General features: G+C 44.1%; 15 protein-coding genes. 7 read left to right on the forward strand and 8 right to left on the reverse strand.

The genetic code is table 11. The features are described 5' to 3' along the window. Nucleotide 1: 1 nt before the first annotated feature. Nucleotides 2-1,243 (forward strand): serine hydrolase domain-containing protein, encoded by a 1,242-nt coding sequence (locus DBR43_RS31600; protein ID WP_124587354.1) that lies wholly within the window; start codon nt 2-4, stop codon nt 1,241-1,243. 49 nt (nt 1,244-1,292) lie between these two features. On the opposite strand, the gene argS is transcribed toward DBR43_RS31600, so the two are convergent. Together argS and DBR43_RS31610 are read right to left on the reverse strand one after the other, a co-directional pair. Next, nucleotides 1,293-3,074, reverse strand: a complete 1,782-nt coding sequence (gene argS, locus DBR43_RS31605) for an arginine--tRNA ligase (protein ID WP_124587355.1) — start codon at nt 3,072-3,074, stop codon at nt 1,293-1,295. A gap of 3 nt (nt 3,075-3,077) precedes the next feature. Next, entirely contained in the window at nt 3,078-4,028 is a 951-nt protein-coding gene (locus DBR43_RS31610; RefSeq protein ID WP_124587356.1) for an arginase, read from the reverse strand. Nucleotides 4,029-4,131: 103 nt separating this feature from the next. Between DBR43_RS31610 and DBR43_RS31615 the strand changes: the two genes are divergently transcribed. Beyond that, nucleotides 4,132-5,523: an arginine decarboxylase gene (locus DBR43_RS31615; protein ID WP_124587357.1), complete on the forward strand. Its 1,392-nt coding sequence runs from the start codon at nt 4,132-4,134 to the stop codon at nt 5,521-5,523. A 69-nt stretch (nt 5,524-5,592) separates the two neighbouring features. Here the strand turns inward: DBR43_RS31615 and DBR43_RS31620 are convergent, their stop codons facing one another. Next, entirely contained in the window at nt 5,593-6,366 is a 774-nt protein-coding gene (locus DBR43_RS31620) for an HAD-IIA family hydrolase (RefSeq protein ID WP_073225927.1), read from the reverse strand. 261 nt (nt 6,367-6,627) lie between these two features. Here DBR43_RS31620 and DBR43_RS31625 point away from each other — a divergent pair, with 261 nt between their 5' ends. Genes DBR43_RS31625 through DBR43_RS31645 form a run of 5 tightly spaced genes read left to right on the forward strand, consistent with a single transcriptional unit; the run spans nt 6,628 to nt 12,357 of the window. Beyond that, nucleotides 6,628-7,644 carry an ABC transporter substrate-binding protein gene (locus DBR43_RS31625; RefSeq protein ID WP_124587358.1) on the forward strand — a complete coding sequence of 339 codons (1,017 nt, stop codon included), beginning with the start codon at nt 6,628-6,630 and terminating at the stop codon, nt 7,642-7,644. Further along, nucleotides 7,641-8,636, forward strand: a complete 996-nt coding sequence (locus DBR43_RS31630; protein ID WP_233603298.1) for a FecCD family ABC transporter permease — start codon at nt 7,641-7,643, stop codon at nt 8,634-8,636. Before DBR43_RS31625 ends, DBR43_RS31630 begins: the two co-directional genes overlap by 4 nt. Further along, on the forward strand, nt 8,633-9,403 hold the full coding sequence (locus tag DBR43_RS31635; protein WP_124587359.1) for an ABC transporter ATP-binding protein: 771 nt from the start codon (nt 8,633-8,635) through the stop codon (nt 9,401-9,403). Before DBR43_RS31630 ends, DBR43_RS31635 begins: the two co-directional genes overlap by 4 nt. A 1-nt stretch (nt 9,404) precedes the next feature. Further along, the gene (locus DBR43_RS31640) at nt 9,405-9,908 is read left to right on the forward strand and encodes a GNAT family N-acetyltransferase (RefSeq protein WP_124587360.1); all 504 of its coding nucleotides are present in this window, start codon (nt 9,405-9,407) and stop codon (nt 9,906-9,908) included. 1 nt (nt 9,909) lies between these two features. Beyond that, the gene (locus tag DBR43_RS31645; protein WP_124587361.1) at nt 9,910-12,357 is read left to right on the forward strand and encodes a TonB-dependent receptor; all 2,448 of its coding nucleotides are present in this window, start codon (nt 9,910-9,912) and stop codon (nt 12,355-12,357) included. A 61-nt stretch (nt 12,358-12,418) separates the two neighbouring features. On the opposite strand, the gene DBR43_RS31650 is transcribed toward DBR43_RS31645, so the two are convergent. Genes DBR43_RS31650 through ureG form a run of 5 tightly spaced genes read right to left on the reverse strand, consistent with a single transcriptional unit; the run spans nt 12,419 to nt 15,374 of the window. Continuing rightward, nucleotides 12,419-12,904: an urease accessory protein UreE gene (locus tag DBR43_RS31650; RefSeq protein WP_158622651.1), complete on the reverse strand. Its 486-nt coding sequence runs from the start codon at nt 12,902-12,904 to the stop codon at nt 12,419-12,421. Further along, complete coding sequence (gene hypB / locus DBR43_RS31655) at nt 12,885-13,592, reverse strand: hydrogenase nickel incorporation protein HypB (RefSeq protein WP_199757184.1); 708 nt, start codon at nt 13,590-13,592, stop codon at nt 12,885-12,887. Before hypB ends, DBR43_RS31650 begins: the two co-directional genes overlap by 20 nt. After that, entirely contained in the window at nt 13,592-13,948 is a 357-nt protein-coding gene (locus tag DBR43_RS31660) for a hydrogenase maturation nickel metallochaperone HypA (protein WP_124587363.1), read from the reverse strand. Before DBR43_RS31660 ends, hypB begins: the two co-directional genes overlap by 1 nt. Beyond that, a complete protein-coding gene (locus tag DBR43_RS31665; protein WP_124587364.1) occupies nt 13,936-14,748 on the reverse strand; it encodes an urease accessory protein UreD in 813 nt (270 codons plus the stop codon). Before DBR43_RS31665 ends, DBR43_RS31660 begins: the two co-directional genes overlap by 13 nt. Before the next feature lie 11 nt (nt 14,749-14,759). Further along, nucleotides 14,760-15,374 (reverse strand): urease accessory protein UreG, encoded by a 615-nt coding sequence (ureG, locus tag DBR43_RS31670; RefSeq protein ID WP_124587365.1) that lies wholly within the window; start codon nt 15,372-15,374, stop codon nt 14,760-14,762. Nucleotides 15,375-15,380: the final 6 nt, after the last annotated feature.

The raw sequence follows: 15,380 nt of genomic DNA on the forward strand, positions 1-15,380 counted from the left end.
AATGAAAAGCCAATTGTTATCAGCACTAATCCTATTCCTTATCATCAGTTGCGCTTCCTGCAAGAAAGCAGGGAATGTTCCTGTCGACAGTAATGGAAATATCGATTTTGAAAATCCCAGTGCACTACATCCCGATAAAGAAAAATTCCAAAATATCCTGAACAAATATAAAAAGGAGGGAATTCCGGGTTTATCCATGCTGATCTACACGCCTGAGAAAGGGATGTGGATCGGCACAGCGGGATACAGCGCGATTGAAAATAAAACTCAAATGAAACTGTTCAATGTATTTCATTCTGCGAGTGTCATCAAAACTTATATGTCGGTCGCAACGCTTAAACTGGCAGAAGAAGGAAAGCTCAGACTAAGTGATAAAATTGACCAGTACCTGCCGGCCGAATGCAGTGATAAAATCGCAAATGCACATGAAGCGACGATCTTAAACCTGTTAAACCATTCCTCCGGCATTCCGGATTTTCTGTTTCAGTCCAGTCATGAAGCAGATTATTACAACAATTTCTATGCAACATTCAGTACCACTGATTACCTGAAATACATCTACCATAAAAAAGCACTGTTCAGGGTTGGAGAAAAATTTGAATATTGTAATACCAATTATATGTTACTGGCGCTGGTGCTGGACAAGGTCTATGGAAGTCATGCGAACCTGTTAACAGAGCGGATTTTTAAGCCTTATGGATTGTTTCATTCTTATTATAAAAATGAAAGCGGTTACCCCGCCCCATTTGGGGCAGTAAACACCTATATCGATCTGTACGGCGATGGGAAACTCCAGAATTCGACTGGATGGGAACGTAATTTTGCGAAAAATAACATTGGTCATGATGGGATGTTATTTACTACCCACGACTGCTTTCTATTTTTCAAAGCACTTTTTATAGACCGGAAAATCCTCGCTGCGCAATCCTTACAAACCATGCTTGATTTTAAACCAACACGTGATCCGATCAATGGTTACAGATTTGAGGGTGCTTTAGGAATAGAAAGAATTACCAATCCAAAGGGCCTGCAGAGAATCTATCATGTTGGTGCTTCCCTGGGCGGAGCCAACTGGGTTTGTTACTACCCTCAGGAAAATGCAGTGATCGTCATTAATGCCAACTTCGGGGCGATTATCGATTCCCCGATTGCAAATGCCTTCCTGGGATACAAAGGCCGGGGCAAAACAGATGGAATGCTGGAAGCAGTTGAAGCAGTTGTATTTCCCGATAAAGTCCCTTAAAAACAGAAAAGGTGCATCTCTGCACCTTTTCTGTTCTATGTTTAAGACCTTACATCCTTTCCGGAACCGTGATCCCTAAAATCTTCATTCCTGATTTAAGGATCCCTGCAGTTACCGCACTGATGTTTAAACGGTGATGTTTCAATTCCTCATCTTCTTCTTTCACAATCGGCGGAACCTCATGATAGAACTTGTTGAACATCTTTGCCACCTCGTACAGGTAATTGGCCAGACTTGCCGGACTATACACCTTTGCAGCAGCAATCAGCTCTGCAGGATATTTTGCCAGCAACATGATCATCTCACGTTCTGTATCTGTCAGGATAACGTTTTCCGCCCCTCCCTTTTCTGCATCATAACCTGCTTTATTCAACAGCGATTTGATACGTGCATGGGTATACTGGATAAACGGACCTGTATTTCCCTGGAAGTCGATAGATTCCGCAGGATCAAACAACAGGCGTTTCTTAGGCTCTACTTTCAACAGGAAGTATTTTAATGCACCCAATCCGATATTCTGGTATAAGTTTTCTTTTTCTTCTTCAGAGAAGTCGTTCACCTTTCCTAAGGCTTCGGTTTTCTGTTTTGCAGTTTCCACCATTTCTGCCATCAGGTCATCGGCATCAACTACTGTACCCTCTCTGGATTTCATTTTTCCGCTTGGAAGATCCACCATGCCGTACGACAAATGGTGTAATCCTTTAGCCCAGGTCTTACCAAGTTTCTCCAGAATCAGGAACAACACTTTAAAGTGATAATCCTGCTCATTCCCTACAACATATAAGGAATCATCCATCTGAAAATCATCGTGTTTCATTTGAGCAGTCCCAAGATCCTGAGTGATGTATACCGAAGTACCATCCGCACGAAGTACGAGTTTCTGATCTAAACCATCGGCAGTCAGGTCAATCCATACAGAGCCGTCCGGTTTCTTAAAGAACACACCTTTTTCAAGACCTTCTTCTACCGTCCCTTTGCCCAAAAGGTAAGTATTGCTCTCATAATAATATTTATCGAAGTCAACACCCATGGTTTTGTAGGTCACGGCAAAACCGTCATATACCCAACCATTCATGGTCTTCCATAAAGACATCACCGCTTCATCTCCATTCTCCCAATCCAGCAGCATTTTCTGTGCTTCCCTGATCAGTGGCGCATTCTTTTTCGCTTCGTCCTCAGTCTGTCCTTCTGCTTTTAAAGCCTCGATTTCTTTTTTGTATTCTTTATCAAAGATGACATAGTATTTTCCTACCAGGTGATCACCCTTTAACAAGGAACTTTCCGGAGTTTCACCATTCCCCCATTTCTGCCATGCCAGCATGGACTTACAAATATGGATTCCCCTGTCGTTTACCAGGTTTACTTTATATACTTCATGACCGCTTGCTTTCAGCAATTCGGCCACAGAATAACCCAACAGGTTGTTCCTAACGTGCCCAAGGTGTAATGGCTTATTGGTATTTGGCGAAGAATATTCTACCATCACCTTTTTGCCATTGGCCGGTACCGAACCAAAATCAGGGCTCAGCAGGTCCTGATTAAACAGGTTTAACCAATAACGATCTGCTACGGTTAAGTTCAGGAATCCTTTCACCACATTAAATGCAGTAATTTCTTCAATATTTGCCACCAGGTATTCGCCAAGCTCAGTTGCCGTTACTTCCGGTGATTTCTTAGAAAAACGTACGACAGGAAACACGACAATCGTGATCTGTCCCTCAAATTCTACTCTGGTATCTTGTAAGCTAACCTGGTTTTCAGGAATCTCCTGATCGTATAAATGCTTTACTGCAGCTATCGTTGCAGTGGTAATATGTTGTTCGATATTCATAATTTACTCGTTTCTAAAAGCGTTCGTCGCTTTAATTAAAATCTCAAAGGCATGTTCTGCCATTTGATTCTCTCTGTCGAGAGTAGGGTTTACTTCTACAATTTCGAAGCAGCATACCTTTTGATTGGTGATCAGCCCGGACATCAGCTTTCCTGCTTCTCTCTCCGTTAGTCCTTGCGCAACCGGTGTTCCCGTTCCCCGCGATGCGGTAGGGTCCATAGAATCTACATCAAATGAAACATAGATCAGGTCGCAATCGTCAAGGTAAACTAAAGTGTCGATTACTGTCCGCTCTACCCCTCTTTTCCGGACATCAGCCGTAGTATAGATCTTTACTTTGTTTTTCTTAAGTAAAAATTCTTCCGGTTTCTCCATATCCCTCGCAGAAATCAGCACAAGATCGCGATAATTAATCTTAGGTGCGATATTTCCCACGTTTTTTAGCTGATACCAGTAATTGATCGTCTCCTGATCCAGCTTGTTCACCTTCGACTCTAAATTATCTTCGTCGAGCGCTATCGCAAGCGGCATTCCGTGCATATTTCCGGAGGGTGTAGTGTAAGGAGAATGTAAATCTGAGTGCGCATCGATCCAGATTACCCCTAATCTCGACTTCGGATAGGCGGCTTTTATACCTGCAATTGTACCTGCAGCAGTGCTGTGGTCACCAGCTATAACCACTGGAAATTGCTTCTCATCAAGCGTAGTCTGCACCATTTCACTCACCCGCTCTACCATAGTTAAAATCCCGGAAATCCGCTTCGCATAGGGGCTGCCGGTGCCTTCAAGCAATAAATGGTTCTCATTTGGCACTTCTACAGATTTGTGTTTTTTGAAAAATCTGCTTCCAAAATCCAATGCCGCAATCTTAATTGCATCTACTCCTAAACTGGCTCCGCGGGTACCGGCGCCGATCTCGGATTTTACCTCAATAATTTTTAAAGTCTTAGTCATAAAAAAAAATACAAGTGTATTTTATAAAGTGTTTATCTTTGGAACCGAAATTAACTCATTTTAATTTGCTACTCCTTTAAATAATTGTTCAAAAATATAAAAAATGCAGAGTTACTCCGAATTTCTTGATCTAAGTGTTGGTTTTCCTCAGGAAGGTTACAGCGTTATAGACGACGAATTATATTTTCAAGATCTCAATCTGATGGAAATGATTGAAACCTATGGTACGCCATTACGTTTCACTTACCTCCCAATGATAAGTAAGAAAATTCAACAAGCCAAATTATTATTTCAAACGGCGATCATTAAGAACAATTACCGTGGGGACTATAAGTATTGTTATTGTACTAAAAGTTCACACTTCAGGCATATTGTTGAAGAAGCCTTGAAAAATGGCATCCATTTGGAAACCTCATCTGCCTTCGATATGCCCATGATTGAGGCACTGGAGAAAAAAGGTGCCCTGACCAAAGACATTACCGTAATCTGTAATGGATTTAAGACCTACCAGTACAAACAATATATCATTGATATGTTGCATGATGGCTATAAGAACATCATCCCCGTACTGGACAACAAAGAAGAGTTCAACCTTTTCGATGATGAAGTAGAACTGGACACTCCTTGTAACCTCGGAATCCGTATCGCGGCAGAAGAGCAGCCGGATTCACAATTCTATACCTCCAGACTGGGTGTCCGTATGGAAGATGTGATCGATTTCTACAACAATAAGATCTCGGCCAATCCTAACTTCAGGGTAAAATTACTTCACTTCTTTATCAACTCCGGAATTACAGACTCTCCATACTACTGGAATGAGCTGGAAAAATACGTGACCTTGTATTGCAAGTTTAAAAAGATCAATCCTGAGCTGGATACTTTAGATATCGGTGGTGGTATGCCATTTAAAGATTCCCTGGTATTTGATTTTGATTACGAATACATGGTGAATGAAATCGTAAAAAGGATTAAAGAAATCTGTGCAGAGCACGATGTGGTAGAACCGGATATCATTACTGAATTTGGTAAATACACCGTTGCAGAAGCCTCGGGGATCTTATACAAAGTATTGGGTCGTAAACAACAGAACGACAGGGAGAAATGGCTGATGCTGGATGGTTCATTCATCACCAACCTACCTGATGTATGGGCATTAAACCAAAAATACATCCTCCTTCCGATCAACAACTGGGATGCAGAATATGAGCGGGTAAACTTAGGTGGAATCACTTGTGATGGCCAGGATTACTACAATCAGGAAGCGCATATGAACAGTGTGTTCATGCCAAAAACACGTAAAGTACAATACCTTGGTTTCTTCAATACCGGAGCTTACCAGGAAGTACTGAGCGGATATGGCGGTATTCACCATTGCTTATTGCCAAGTCCTAAACATGTGATCATTCGCAGAAACAGAGATGAAACTTTCAACTTTGAAGTATTCGGCGAAGAGCAAAACAGTAAACAGGTATTAAAAATCCTGGGTTACGCTTAAACGTACACCAGGTAAAAAAAAGAGGCTGTCTCCAATGAGCAGCCTCTTTTCTTTACCATTAAAACGCCCTTACCACCATTTCAAAGGGAATTCAAGCTGATCTACAGAACCAACAATCAAGTCTGGTTTAAAGGCATACTCACTTAAACTTTCTTTTTTTGCGATTCCGGACAAAACCAATATGGTCTTATAGCCCATTTGTACGCCTCCCTGTATATCGGTCTCCATCGTATCCCCTATTACCGTCGTTTCTGCGGTTTCCAGTCCCAGATACTTTCTGGCCGAACGCATCATGACAGGGCTCGGCTTCCCGATAACAAACGCTTTCCTGCCGGTGGCCTCTTCAATCATTGCTGTAGTGGCGGCTATGCCCAGGTTGTTCCATCCCGGTTTTTTAGGAGATGGATCCTGATTGGTCGTGATAAATTTGGCACCTGCCAGAATCATGTCTACGGCGCGTTGTACCATTTCCAAAGTAAAATTCCTGCCTTCACCCAATACCACAAACTCCGGATCAGTGTTCACGAGGTTAATCCCGTTTTCATGTAAACTGGTAATCAGTCCGCCCTCTCCCAATACATATGCAGTTCCGTTTTCACCCTGGTCGCCCAGAAATTTACCGGTCGCCATAGCACTGGTGTAAACATGCTTTTCAGTCACCTCAATACCCAGCAGTTTCAGTTTACGAACCACATCAAGCCGGGTACGCTGGCTATTGTTCGTCATAAAGGTAAAGGGGATGTCGTTTTTAAGCAGATTGGCAATAAACTTATCAGCGCCCTCTATTAAAGTTTCGCCACTGTAAATGACACCATCCATGTCAATTAGAAGTCCGTGTTTCATATTTTTCTGTCCGTAATTTCGTAATAATGATTTAGTTTCCTTTTGCCGCTTAATTTACAATAAAGATGCACATATATCATAATGATTAAAAGCAGGGCAAAAACACTTTGCAAATTGATATTGCTGACTTAATAATCAGGCCGCTTCTTTTAAAGATCAATGCTTTTATTTTAACAAGGACCAAACACAAGGATTAAGATTCTAAATCTATTCTAATCTTCTGCTTATCCCCCTCACATACGATCATTATATAATTGTAAGATGAAAAAACACTACAGTTGTCTATTTTCCCTGATCGTCTTTGCCTCATCACTGAGCGCTTGCGGGACCAATAAAACAGACAAAAAGAATTACCGGATAAGCGCTGTTGACGCAATCGGCGATACGATCCGCTTAACAAAGCCTGCTCAAAGGGTGGTTGCACTCATTCCCGCAGCCCTCGACGCCATTTACATGCTTCATGCAGATAGTGCAATTATCGGCGCGCCAAACCGCGTCTACACCGATCCCAATCTGTACCCTTATTTTTCAAAAGTTGATCCGAGAATTAAAGAAAAGAAGATCGCCACTCCCGCTTTGGCAGAGGGAGGACCGAATATGGAAACGATCATTAAGCTAAATCCCGACCTGGTCATTGTACAATCCAACCATACCGACGCGATCACAATGCTTAAAGAACTGGGAATTGCCGTATTCGGCATAACTTCTCAAAACTTCGAACAGCTCAACGAGGAAATACAAAACCTGGGGATCCTCCTGGGCAAAGAAGACAGGGCTAAAGAACTCCTGTCCTTCAGTCAAAGTCAGATCGCCGGACTGAAAGAGAGAAACAGAAACATAAGCCAGAAAAAAACCATTTATTACTCCTGGTCCGGGGGCCGTATTTATTCCACTACGGGCAGAAAAGGGATGATGAACGACTGTTTCGAAATGGCAGGTCTGGAGAATGCCTGTCCACATGACATCGATGCACCTAACATCAGTCCTGAAACCCTGATCAGCTGGAATCCCGACATTATGCTGCTTTGGAATACAGATGAAAGTGTCTTGTATCAGCAAAAAGAACTTTCTTCCCTGAAAGCCTTAAAAGAAAAAAAAGTTTTCAATCTTAGTCCGCCGTTCTTATACGACCCGCATACCCTAAAAATCCTACTGGCTTCCGTTGCGATCAACCAGTACAGCTACCCGGGAACTGCAAATGAAAAACTGAGCTTCCGGCAAATGGAAATCCTGTCTGGTCTGTATGGTCCGGAAAAAGCTAAACTAATCCTGAGATGATGCGCCGGATCCTTAGCAATGCCATTATTTATGGCCTGCCCCTTCCTGTCATTTTTATTTCCCTGCTGATCGGCTCTTCAGACAACATTGGCTTTTCCGCCTTTTGGGACTGGATCAGCGCGACGCTTGATGGCAGTAATTCTGCGCCTTTGGTGGTAGAAAATGTGATTTTCAACATCAGGATTCCAAGGGCATTGATGACTTTCCTCGTAGGTGCGGCACTGGCTACCTCAGGAGGTGTACTGCAGGCAATTTTCAGAAACCCATTGGTAGATCCATATATCCTGGGAATCTCCTCCGGAGCAGCTTTCGGGGCTTCACTTGCCATATTAATTCCATTACTGTCGGTTCACATTTCCGCCTTTATTTTCGGGGCAGCAGCAGTCAGCCTGACCTATGTTTTCGGCTATACCAAAAATTCATCTTCCATCACGATTATCCTGGCAGGGATGATCGTATCCGGCTTATTTACAGCCAGCCTTGCCCTGGTACAATACCTGAGTGACCCTTTCAAACTGCAGGCCATTGTCCAGTGGACAATGGGAAGTCTGCACCTGAGTTCCTGGCATAAGGTACAGCAAAGCGTCATCCCGATCTCTGCCGGACTCCTGGGATTATACCTGATCCGCTGGAAGCTCAACCTGCTCTCCCTTGGTGATGAAGAAGCCAGGGCGGTGGGTGTCAACCCGGTTTACATCAAGGTCATTGCGGTAATTCTGGCCACAATGGTCACGGCAGTAGCAGTAGCCTCAGCGGGGATCATCAGTTTATACGGCCTTTTTGTACCGCACATTACCCGCATGCTCGTTGGTGCAAGCAATACCAAAACCACGCCGGCCAACATCTTTTTTGGGGGAACATTCCTGCTGATCATCGACAATTTCTGCAGAACGATATTCCCCTATGAAATTCCAATCGGAATCTTTACGATGATCATTGGTGCGCCCTTTTTTATATTCCTCATCAAGAAACGAAAAATCAACTGGACATGAGTATAGCTGCAATAAGCATAGAGAACCTAAGCTATTCCATACAAGGCAGACGCATCCTGGATCAGGTCTCACTTTCCCTTCCTGCAGATCAGTTTAGCGTTATACTGGGCAGAAACGGGAGTGGAAAATCCACCTTGTTTAACATGATTACCGGCAAATACCGCGACCCTTCGGGAGCCGTCTATCTGCTGGGAAAGGAACGAAATACCCTACCGGAAAAAGAACTGGCCAAAACAATCGGATTCCTTCCTCAGTTTCACCAGAGCATCTTTCCATTTTCCGTACATGATGTAGTCCTCACCGGAAGAGCAGCCTTTTACCGCTTTCTCCCCTCCCGGAACGATCATAAGATCGTCTCGGAAACACTGTCGAACATGGGGATCTCCCACCTTCAGGACAAGGCGTATACCGACCTTTCCGGAGGAGAGCGTCAATTGGTGCTCATTAGCCGCGTGATGGCCCAGGGACCGAAAATCCTGGTACTGGATGAACCAACCAATCATTTAGACCTCCATTTCCAGGTATTGGTACTGGAAAAACTGAAACTTTATTCCAAAAGCGGCCATACCGTGGTCTGTATCATGCACGACCCCAATATGGCCAACATCTATGCCGACCACTGTTATTTCATGAAAGATCAGAAGGCCTGCGACAGCCATCTGATGAAAGCAGAACACCCCTCCATCAACCTTTACGAAGCACTTTATGACACCCCGCTCCTGCAGGTCCGGATAAAAGACAAAACGATTATTGTTCCAAAATTCTAATATGGCTTATCCAATCACGATCCCAACCGGGGCACTCATCAAAAGGGCAATAGACTTTTCTTACCAGTCGAGAAAAATACTGTTCCCCATGCTTTGTCATGATCAGCTGCCCGAAGACCTGCAATTATTCGAATCTACTTACAGCAACGGAAATGCCGGAGCATTTCTGATTGCCAAAGACCACAAAGGAAAAATTGTTGGTTGTATTGCTGCAAGACCTTATAATCATAGATTTAAGCAGTTCAGGCTAGCGTCAGAGGCGCCGGCTTACGAAATTTGCCGGCTCTACGTCCTCCCCGCTTACCGCCATCAGAAGATCGGGGGCATGCTGTTCTCCGGAATCAGCCTGCTGCTCCAGAGCAAGGGGATAGAACAATTGTATTTACATACCCACCCCTTCCTTGATGGCGCACAATTATTCTGGGAAAAAATGGGATTTAAACTGATCCACAGGGATCAGGATCCCCCCTTCTATACCATTCACATGCAACATAACATATCCTAAAATGAGATCCATTTATTTAATTTCCATAGGTTGCTTTTTTACTGTAACCCTCTCAAATCAGGCATTTGCCCAACAAACAGGAAGCATCAAAGGGCAGGTTCAGGATGAAAAAGGCCGCCCTGCATCAGACATCAATATTCGCATCCCTGCACTCCAAACCAAACAAAAAAGCAATGAAAAAGGAGGCTTTGTATTTAACAACCTGCCTTATGGCGAACATCAGCTGATCTTTAGCGGAATTGGCCTTCAGTCTGATACCATCCTGGTCTCCATAAATGAAATGCAAAAAGAGGTACAGCTGCTTGTTCCTTTAATCAATAACCAGGAACATTTGCAGGAAGTCGTGGTTATGGGCAGAACAAAGAAATCTTATGTAAATTCCAAAAGTTTCATTGGCTCAAAAACAGAATCCAGGATTACGGAAATTCCCCAAACCATATCTGTAGTCACCAAAGAACTAATGGCCGACAAGCAGGCTTTTCTCATTACCGATGTCGTATCCGATCTTGCCGGAGTAAGCCAGTTTTCTGCTTACGATGACCTCAGCATCAGGGGCTTTAGGAATGGTTTCGAATCAGGCTTTCGCCTGGTCAATGGCCTCCGCTCCGGATATGGCTATGGAACCAGCTTTTTCAGGATTCCCTTAACCTTAAATCTGGAAAGCATCGAAGTGCTGAAAGGGCCTGGTGCTGCCTTATTTGGAGACATCAGTCCTGGAGGAACCGTCAATCTAAACACCAAAAAGCCGCTTGAAGAAAGAAGAAATTCTGTCTCCTTAAGCGCCGGTTCCTTTAACACCATCCGCTCGGCAATTGACCTGACCGGTCCCCTGGATGCAGAGAAAAAAATACTTTACAGGCTCAATATGGGCCATGAAACCACCAATACCTTCAGAGAGGTCAACAACCGCAAATCGTATATGATCGCGCCGACCTTTACCTTCAGACCGAGCCCGAACACGACGATCAACGCGGAAATCAATTACAGCAATTTTGATGGATACCTGGATAGAGGAATGGGCATTAGAAGCGGCGACCTCTTTGCATTGAACCGCGCTTTCAGCCTGAGTCAGCCCAGCGACTATTTTAAGGTCAGCGACATTTCCTTTAACGCTTCCATGAACCACCTCATCAGCGATAAGCTTTCTATAAATGCAAACTACCTGAAGTTTATCTACGCAGAAAACCTGGCCGAACACCGCACCCTGAATTCCTATGCAGACGCACCTTTAAATACGGTCATGAACATGCGTTATATAGAAAAACAAACCAAAGAATATACGGACAACATCTCTGCCTACCTGCATTACAAAGGCGGCAAACAGGATTTAAAGTACGATATCGTGGGGGGTCTGGACTATATCCAGTATGAAACAGACAAACGGGGCCATCAATGGGAGGCGAGAAACCAAACCATTAACGGAAAAATTATCCCCTTACAATTTGACCTGAACAACCCGGGCTATGAATTGAGAAATACAGCCTTATACAACCGGCTTCCATTAGCGCAGTTTTTTGTAGATTACCTGAACTCCTCTTATCAGACCACAGGGATCTTTATTCAAAACAAAATCCGCTGGAAAGAAAGGTTGAATATCCTCCTGGGGCTCCGCTACGAAAATTATGGCGACAAACGAAGGTTTGAAGGCAGTAACTTCGAAAAGGTGAAACAGTCGGTCTTATTGCCAAGGATTGGCCTGACCTATGCCATCAACCCCCAATTCCATTACTTTGCCAGTTACAGTCAGGGTTTCATTCCAATCAATCCACAGTTCGTCCGCAATCCACAGAACTATGGCCGTACAGAGGCTTTCAAGAGTCAGACGAGCTATCAGCTGGAAACCGGAATTAAGACAGAACTGTTCAACAAAGCCATCTTCTCTTCGGTTTCGCTTTATCACATTGAACGCAAAAACATGCTGGTCAACAGCGGACAGCTCAATGAAGCCGGCAATCCGATCTACAGACAAAATGGGAGGGTAAAATCTCAGGGAGTAGAATTTGACATCAAAGGGAACCTCTTTCCTTCCCTGGAACTGAGCGCCAACTACGCCTTCAACATCACCGAGGTGATGGAGAGCGACCTTAAACTGGAAAAAGGAATGACCAATGCCAATGCACCCAAACACCTGGCCTCAGTATGGACTAAATATACCCTCCGCGAGGGTAAACTAAAAGGATTGGGAATCGGTCTGGGTACACAACACACCGGTAAAAAGAGAATGGAAAACACGGTTCAAAACATTGCATCCGGCGAACTGGAATGGAACTTCTGGCCTTCGTATTTTATTGCAAATGCAGCAGTCTATTATAAACTGGATAAAATGAGTATTTCTCTCAATGCCAACAACCTGTTCGATAAATACTACTTTGTAGGTGGCTACGATTATACCAGGGCATTTCCGGGAAGCCCGAGAAACTTTATGACCGCAATCAGGTACACCTTCTAAAAACATTTTATAAAAAACAAAAAGGGGATGGCATTAAAATGCCATCCCCAAAACCATCAAACTATCTTTTTTGTCCGACGATATTGCCATAACAATTGATCATCTGTGAAGGATCCAGTCTATAATTGGCCAATGTGACCGGCGAACCATACTTTTGCTGCAGTGCCGGGAACAGCTGTCCATCATAAGCAAAGGCAATCTTATTTTCATCAATCAGATAAATAGGCAAATGCCTGTTGCCCACATCAAAACAGAACAAACCCACCAATTCCAGATCATTGGAATGCAGCACAATGCAGGTACAGGGTTTGATGAAGATCCTGATCACACAGACCTCATCCAGATAGATCACCGTACCCTGCTGCAACACGGCAGACAAAGGTTTGTCGAGATGGATCATCCTGCCCGACAAAGTTTCCCTTTTGATTAAAGTACGGTTCACTTCATACCATTCCAGTACCAGACTATCCTCTTCCTGATGCTGCAATGGAGTGAGCACAGGCAATGAGTCAATTTTGATGACCTGATTATTGAGCACTTTTTTCACGCTTTTCTTTAACTTTAGCACGCAGCCAGTCACACCATTCTTCCATCCCATCATCTTTCAGGCTGCTGATGGCAATGACTTCCAGATTGGGATTCACTTCTCTTGCATCCTTAGTTACCGCTTCCACGGAAAAAGGAACATAAGGCAGCAGATCAGATTTAGAAACGAGCATCAATTCGCTCGTCAGGAACATTCTTGGGTATTTTTTAGGTTTATCATCCCCCTCTGTAGCCGCAAGAAGCGTCACACGGTAATCTTCTCCCAGGTCAAAGGCCGCAGGGCAAACCAGGTTCCCAACATTCTCGATAAAAAGGAGGTCACATGAACTCAGGTCAATATGGTCTAAAGCCTGCAGGATCATCTGCGCTTCAATATGGCACATCCCTCCTGTCACGATCTGCAAAGCATTGATTCCTACCTCACGCATACGGATCGCATCCCTTTCGGTCTCCGGATCACCTACCAGCACTGCAATCCCAAGCTCTGCACCCAGGCGCTTACCGGTTTCCTGCATCAGGGTGGTTTTCCCGGAACCAGGTGAAGAACAAACATTGATCACACAGATCCCCGGAATGCGGTCTCTGATGGCTTTAGCTACAAAATCATTGGCTTTCAATAAATTCAGGGTTGTATTGTCACATTGTACCGACCCTACCGGCATCTGATTACTTTTCGGTGTTGCTGTCATTATTGTATGTTGTTTAAATCGTTAAAAATTACCTGACTAATGCGAAGTTCTTCGCCCTGCATGACCTGCCCTGAGGGTTGGCCGCAAACGCAAACAAACCTGTGAAACCTGACTTCAAAGTCAGATTCACAGGTTGTGCAATGGGCAATAATCGGAAGCAGCTCCACTTCCAGCTCTGTTTCCCTGAACTGGACCTCGTCCAGAATAAATGCTTCAAAAGCATTCTGAATCAGGATGGGTTGTATGTTGGCCAGCAATCCGGCCTGGATTCTTATTTTACTGATCTGCTTATAGGTATCCGGATAAGCTTGTTCCAGCGTTTTAAAAATGTCCTTAACTATAGCTATTTCATGCATAAATCTGATGGTTTAGTAATAGACTCCAGAAAATCTGTACACATGCTGGCAATCGTTTTTATAAAATTGTACAGCAGGTCCCCATTGTCGCCGAGTGCACGGAACAGGATCATGTCTTCAGCGCAGGTGGTAAATCCAAAGCTGATGTCTTCATAGTCGCCCCTGAAGATTTCATCCAGCTCCTTTTTAAATGCAGCAGCGTGTTCGGAGGCAAAAATCAAAGTGGCCTGATGGGTGTATCCTTCATGGAAAAGCATTTTATCAATGGGCTGATCCTTAGGTTTCAAAACCTGATTGTCGATATAGACCAGTTTTTTCTCCCTGTAAATCTTCGTGGTACTGTGCAGTTTTTCATACTCAAATACCTCATCACGAAATACCCGTCCTGCGCAAATGACATCTCCCCAAAGCAATGTGGCTCCTTTTTCAAGGTATACCTGATTAACCGTCGTAAATATCGAATCCTTAAATGGGGTAATCGGATGTGGGATATACTGAAAAAGTGCATCCTCACCTACCTGAACAACCATCTGCTGACTCGCCCCGGTTTTCATCGGATGCAGTTTATTGTAAGATTGGGAGTACAGGTGCAAACAGCCCTGATCGGCAATCTCTACCTCAATCTTCAAGTGATCGTCGTCCATAATTCCTGGCGAGGAACTCATAATGATCAATTCGATGTGCTGATTAGAGCGCTGCGTTCCATAATGTACGATTTTGTAAGGGGCATTGTAAAAGCTGTCTTTCAACAGGCTCTTGCCTTCCTCTGTCAATACGCTGATCTTAATTGCACTGTCCATATTTTTCTCTCCTATCCTTCCAGCAAAGCGTATTTCTTAATCCAGTCCTGCACCTGATCCAAACCTTCCAGTGTCATCATATTGGTCAGGATAAAAGGACGTTCTCCACGCATGCGCCTGGCATCGCTCTGCATAATGGAAAGGTCGGCCCCAACATATGGCGCAAGATCAATTTTATTGATCAGCAACAGGTCCGACCTGGTAATGCCCGGCCCACCTTTTCTTGGAATCTTCTCTCCCTCCGCCACATCGATCACAAAAATGGTCACATCTGCCAGATCCGGACTAAAGGTAGCCGTCAGGTTATCTCCGCCACTTTCTACAAAAATGAGCTCCACATCAGGAAATTGCGCTGCCAGATCTTCCACCGCTTCAATGTTCATGGAACAATCTTCCCTGATCGCAGTATGCGGACAACCGCCTGTCTCCACACCGGCAATCCGCTCTGCCGGCAATGAGGAATTCTTCTGAAGAAATTCAGCATCCTCACGTGTATAAATATCATTGGTGACCACACAGATGCTGTAGTCTCCACACATTGTTCTTGTCAACCTTTCAATAAGGGCAGTCTTTCCGGATCCTACCGGACCTGCCACCCCAATTTTCACATATTTTCTCTTCGCCATTTGATA

The sequence above is a fragment of the Pedobacter sp. KBW06 genome (genome assembly GCF_003852525.1).
Taxonomy (GTDB): Bacteria; Bacteroidota; Bacteroidia; order Sphingobacteriales; family Sphingobacteriaceae; genus Pedobacter.

Bases quoted from the DNA above. Each gene is read 5' to 3' on its own strand.
- DBR43_RS31600 (WP_124587354.1), top strand. From the start codon at position 2: ATGAAAAGCCAATTGTTATCAGCACTAATCCTATTCCTTATCATCAGT.
- argS (WP_124587355.1), bottom strand. From the start codon at position 3,074: ATGAATATCGAACAACATATTACCACTGCAACGATAGCTGCAGTAAAG.
- DBR43_RS31610 (WP_124587356.1), bottom strand. From the start codon at position 4,028: ATGACTAAGACTTTAAAAATTATTGAGGTAAAATCCGAGATCGGCGCC.
- DBR43_RS31615 (WP_124587357.1), top strand. From the start codon at position 4,132: ATGCAGAGTTACTCCGAATTTCTTGATCTAAGTGTTGGTTTTCCTCAG.
- DBR43_RS31620 (WP_073225927.1), bottom strand. From the start codon at position 6,366: ATGAAACACGGACTTCTAATTGACATGGATGGTGTCATTTACAGTGGC.
- DBR43_RS31625 (WP_124587358.1), top strand. From the start codon at position 6,628: ATGAAAAAACACTACAGTTGTCTATTTTCCCTGATCGTCTTTGCCTCA.
- DBR43_RS31630 (WP_233603298.1), top strand. From the start codon at position 7,641: ATGATGCGCCGGATCCTTAGCAATGCCATTATTTATGGCCTGCCCCTT.
- DBR43_RS31635 (WP_124587359.1), top strand. From the start codon at position 8,633: ATGAGTATAGCTGCAATAAGCATAGAGAACCTAAGCTATTCCATACAA.
- DBR43_RS31640 (WP_124587360.1), top strand. From the start codon at position 9,405: ATGGCTTATCCAATCACGATCCCAACCGGGGCACTCATCAAAAGGGCA.
- DBR43_RS31645 (WP_124587361.1), top strand. From the start codon at position 9,910: ATGAGATCCATTTATTTAATTTCCATAGGTTGCTTTTTTACTGTAACC.
- hypB (WP_199757184.1), bottom strand. From the start codon at position 13,592: ATGACAGCAACACCGAAAAGTAATCAGATGCCGGTAGGGTCGGTACAA.
- DBR43_RS31660 (WP_124587363.1), bottom strand. From the start codon at position 13,948: ATGCATGAAATAGCTATAGTTAAGGACATTTTTAAAACGCTGGAACAA.
- DBR43_RS31665 (WP_124587364.1), bottom strand. From the start codon at position 14,748: ATGGACAGTGCAATTAAGATCAGCGTATTGACAGAGGAAGGCAAGAGC.
- ureG (WP_124587365.1), bottom strand. From the start codon at position 15,374: ATGGCGAAGAGAAAATATGTGAAAATTGGGGTGGCAGGTCCGGTAGGA.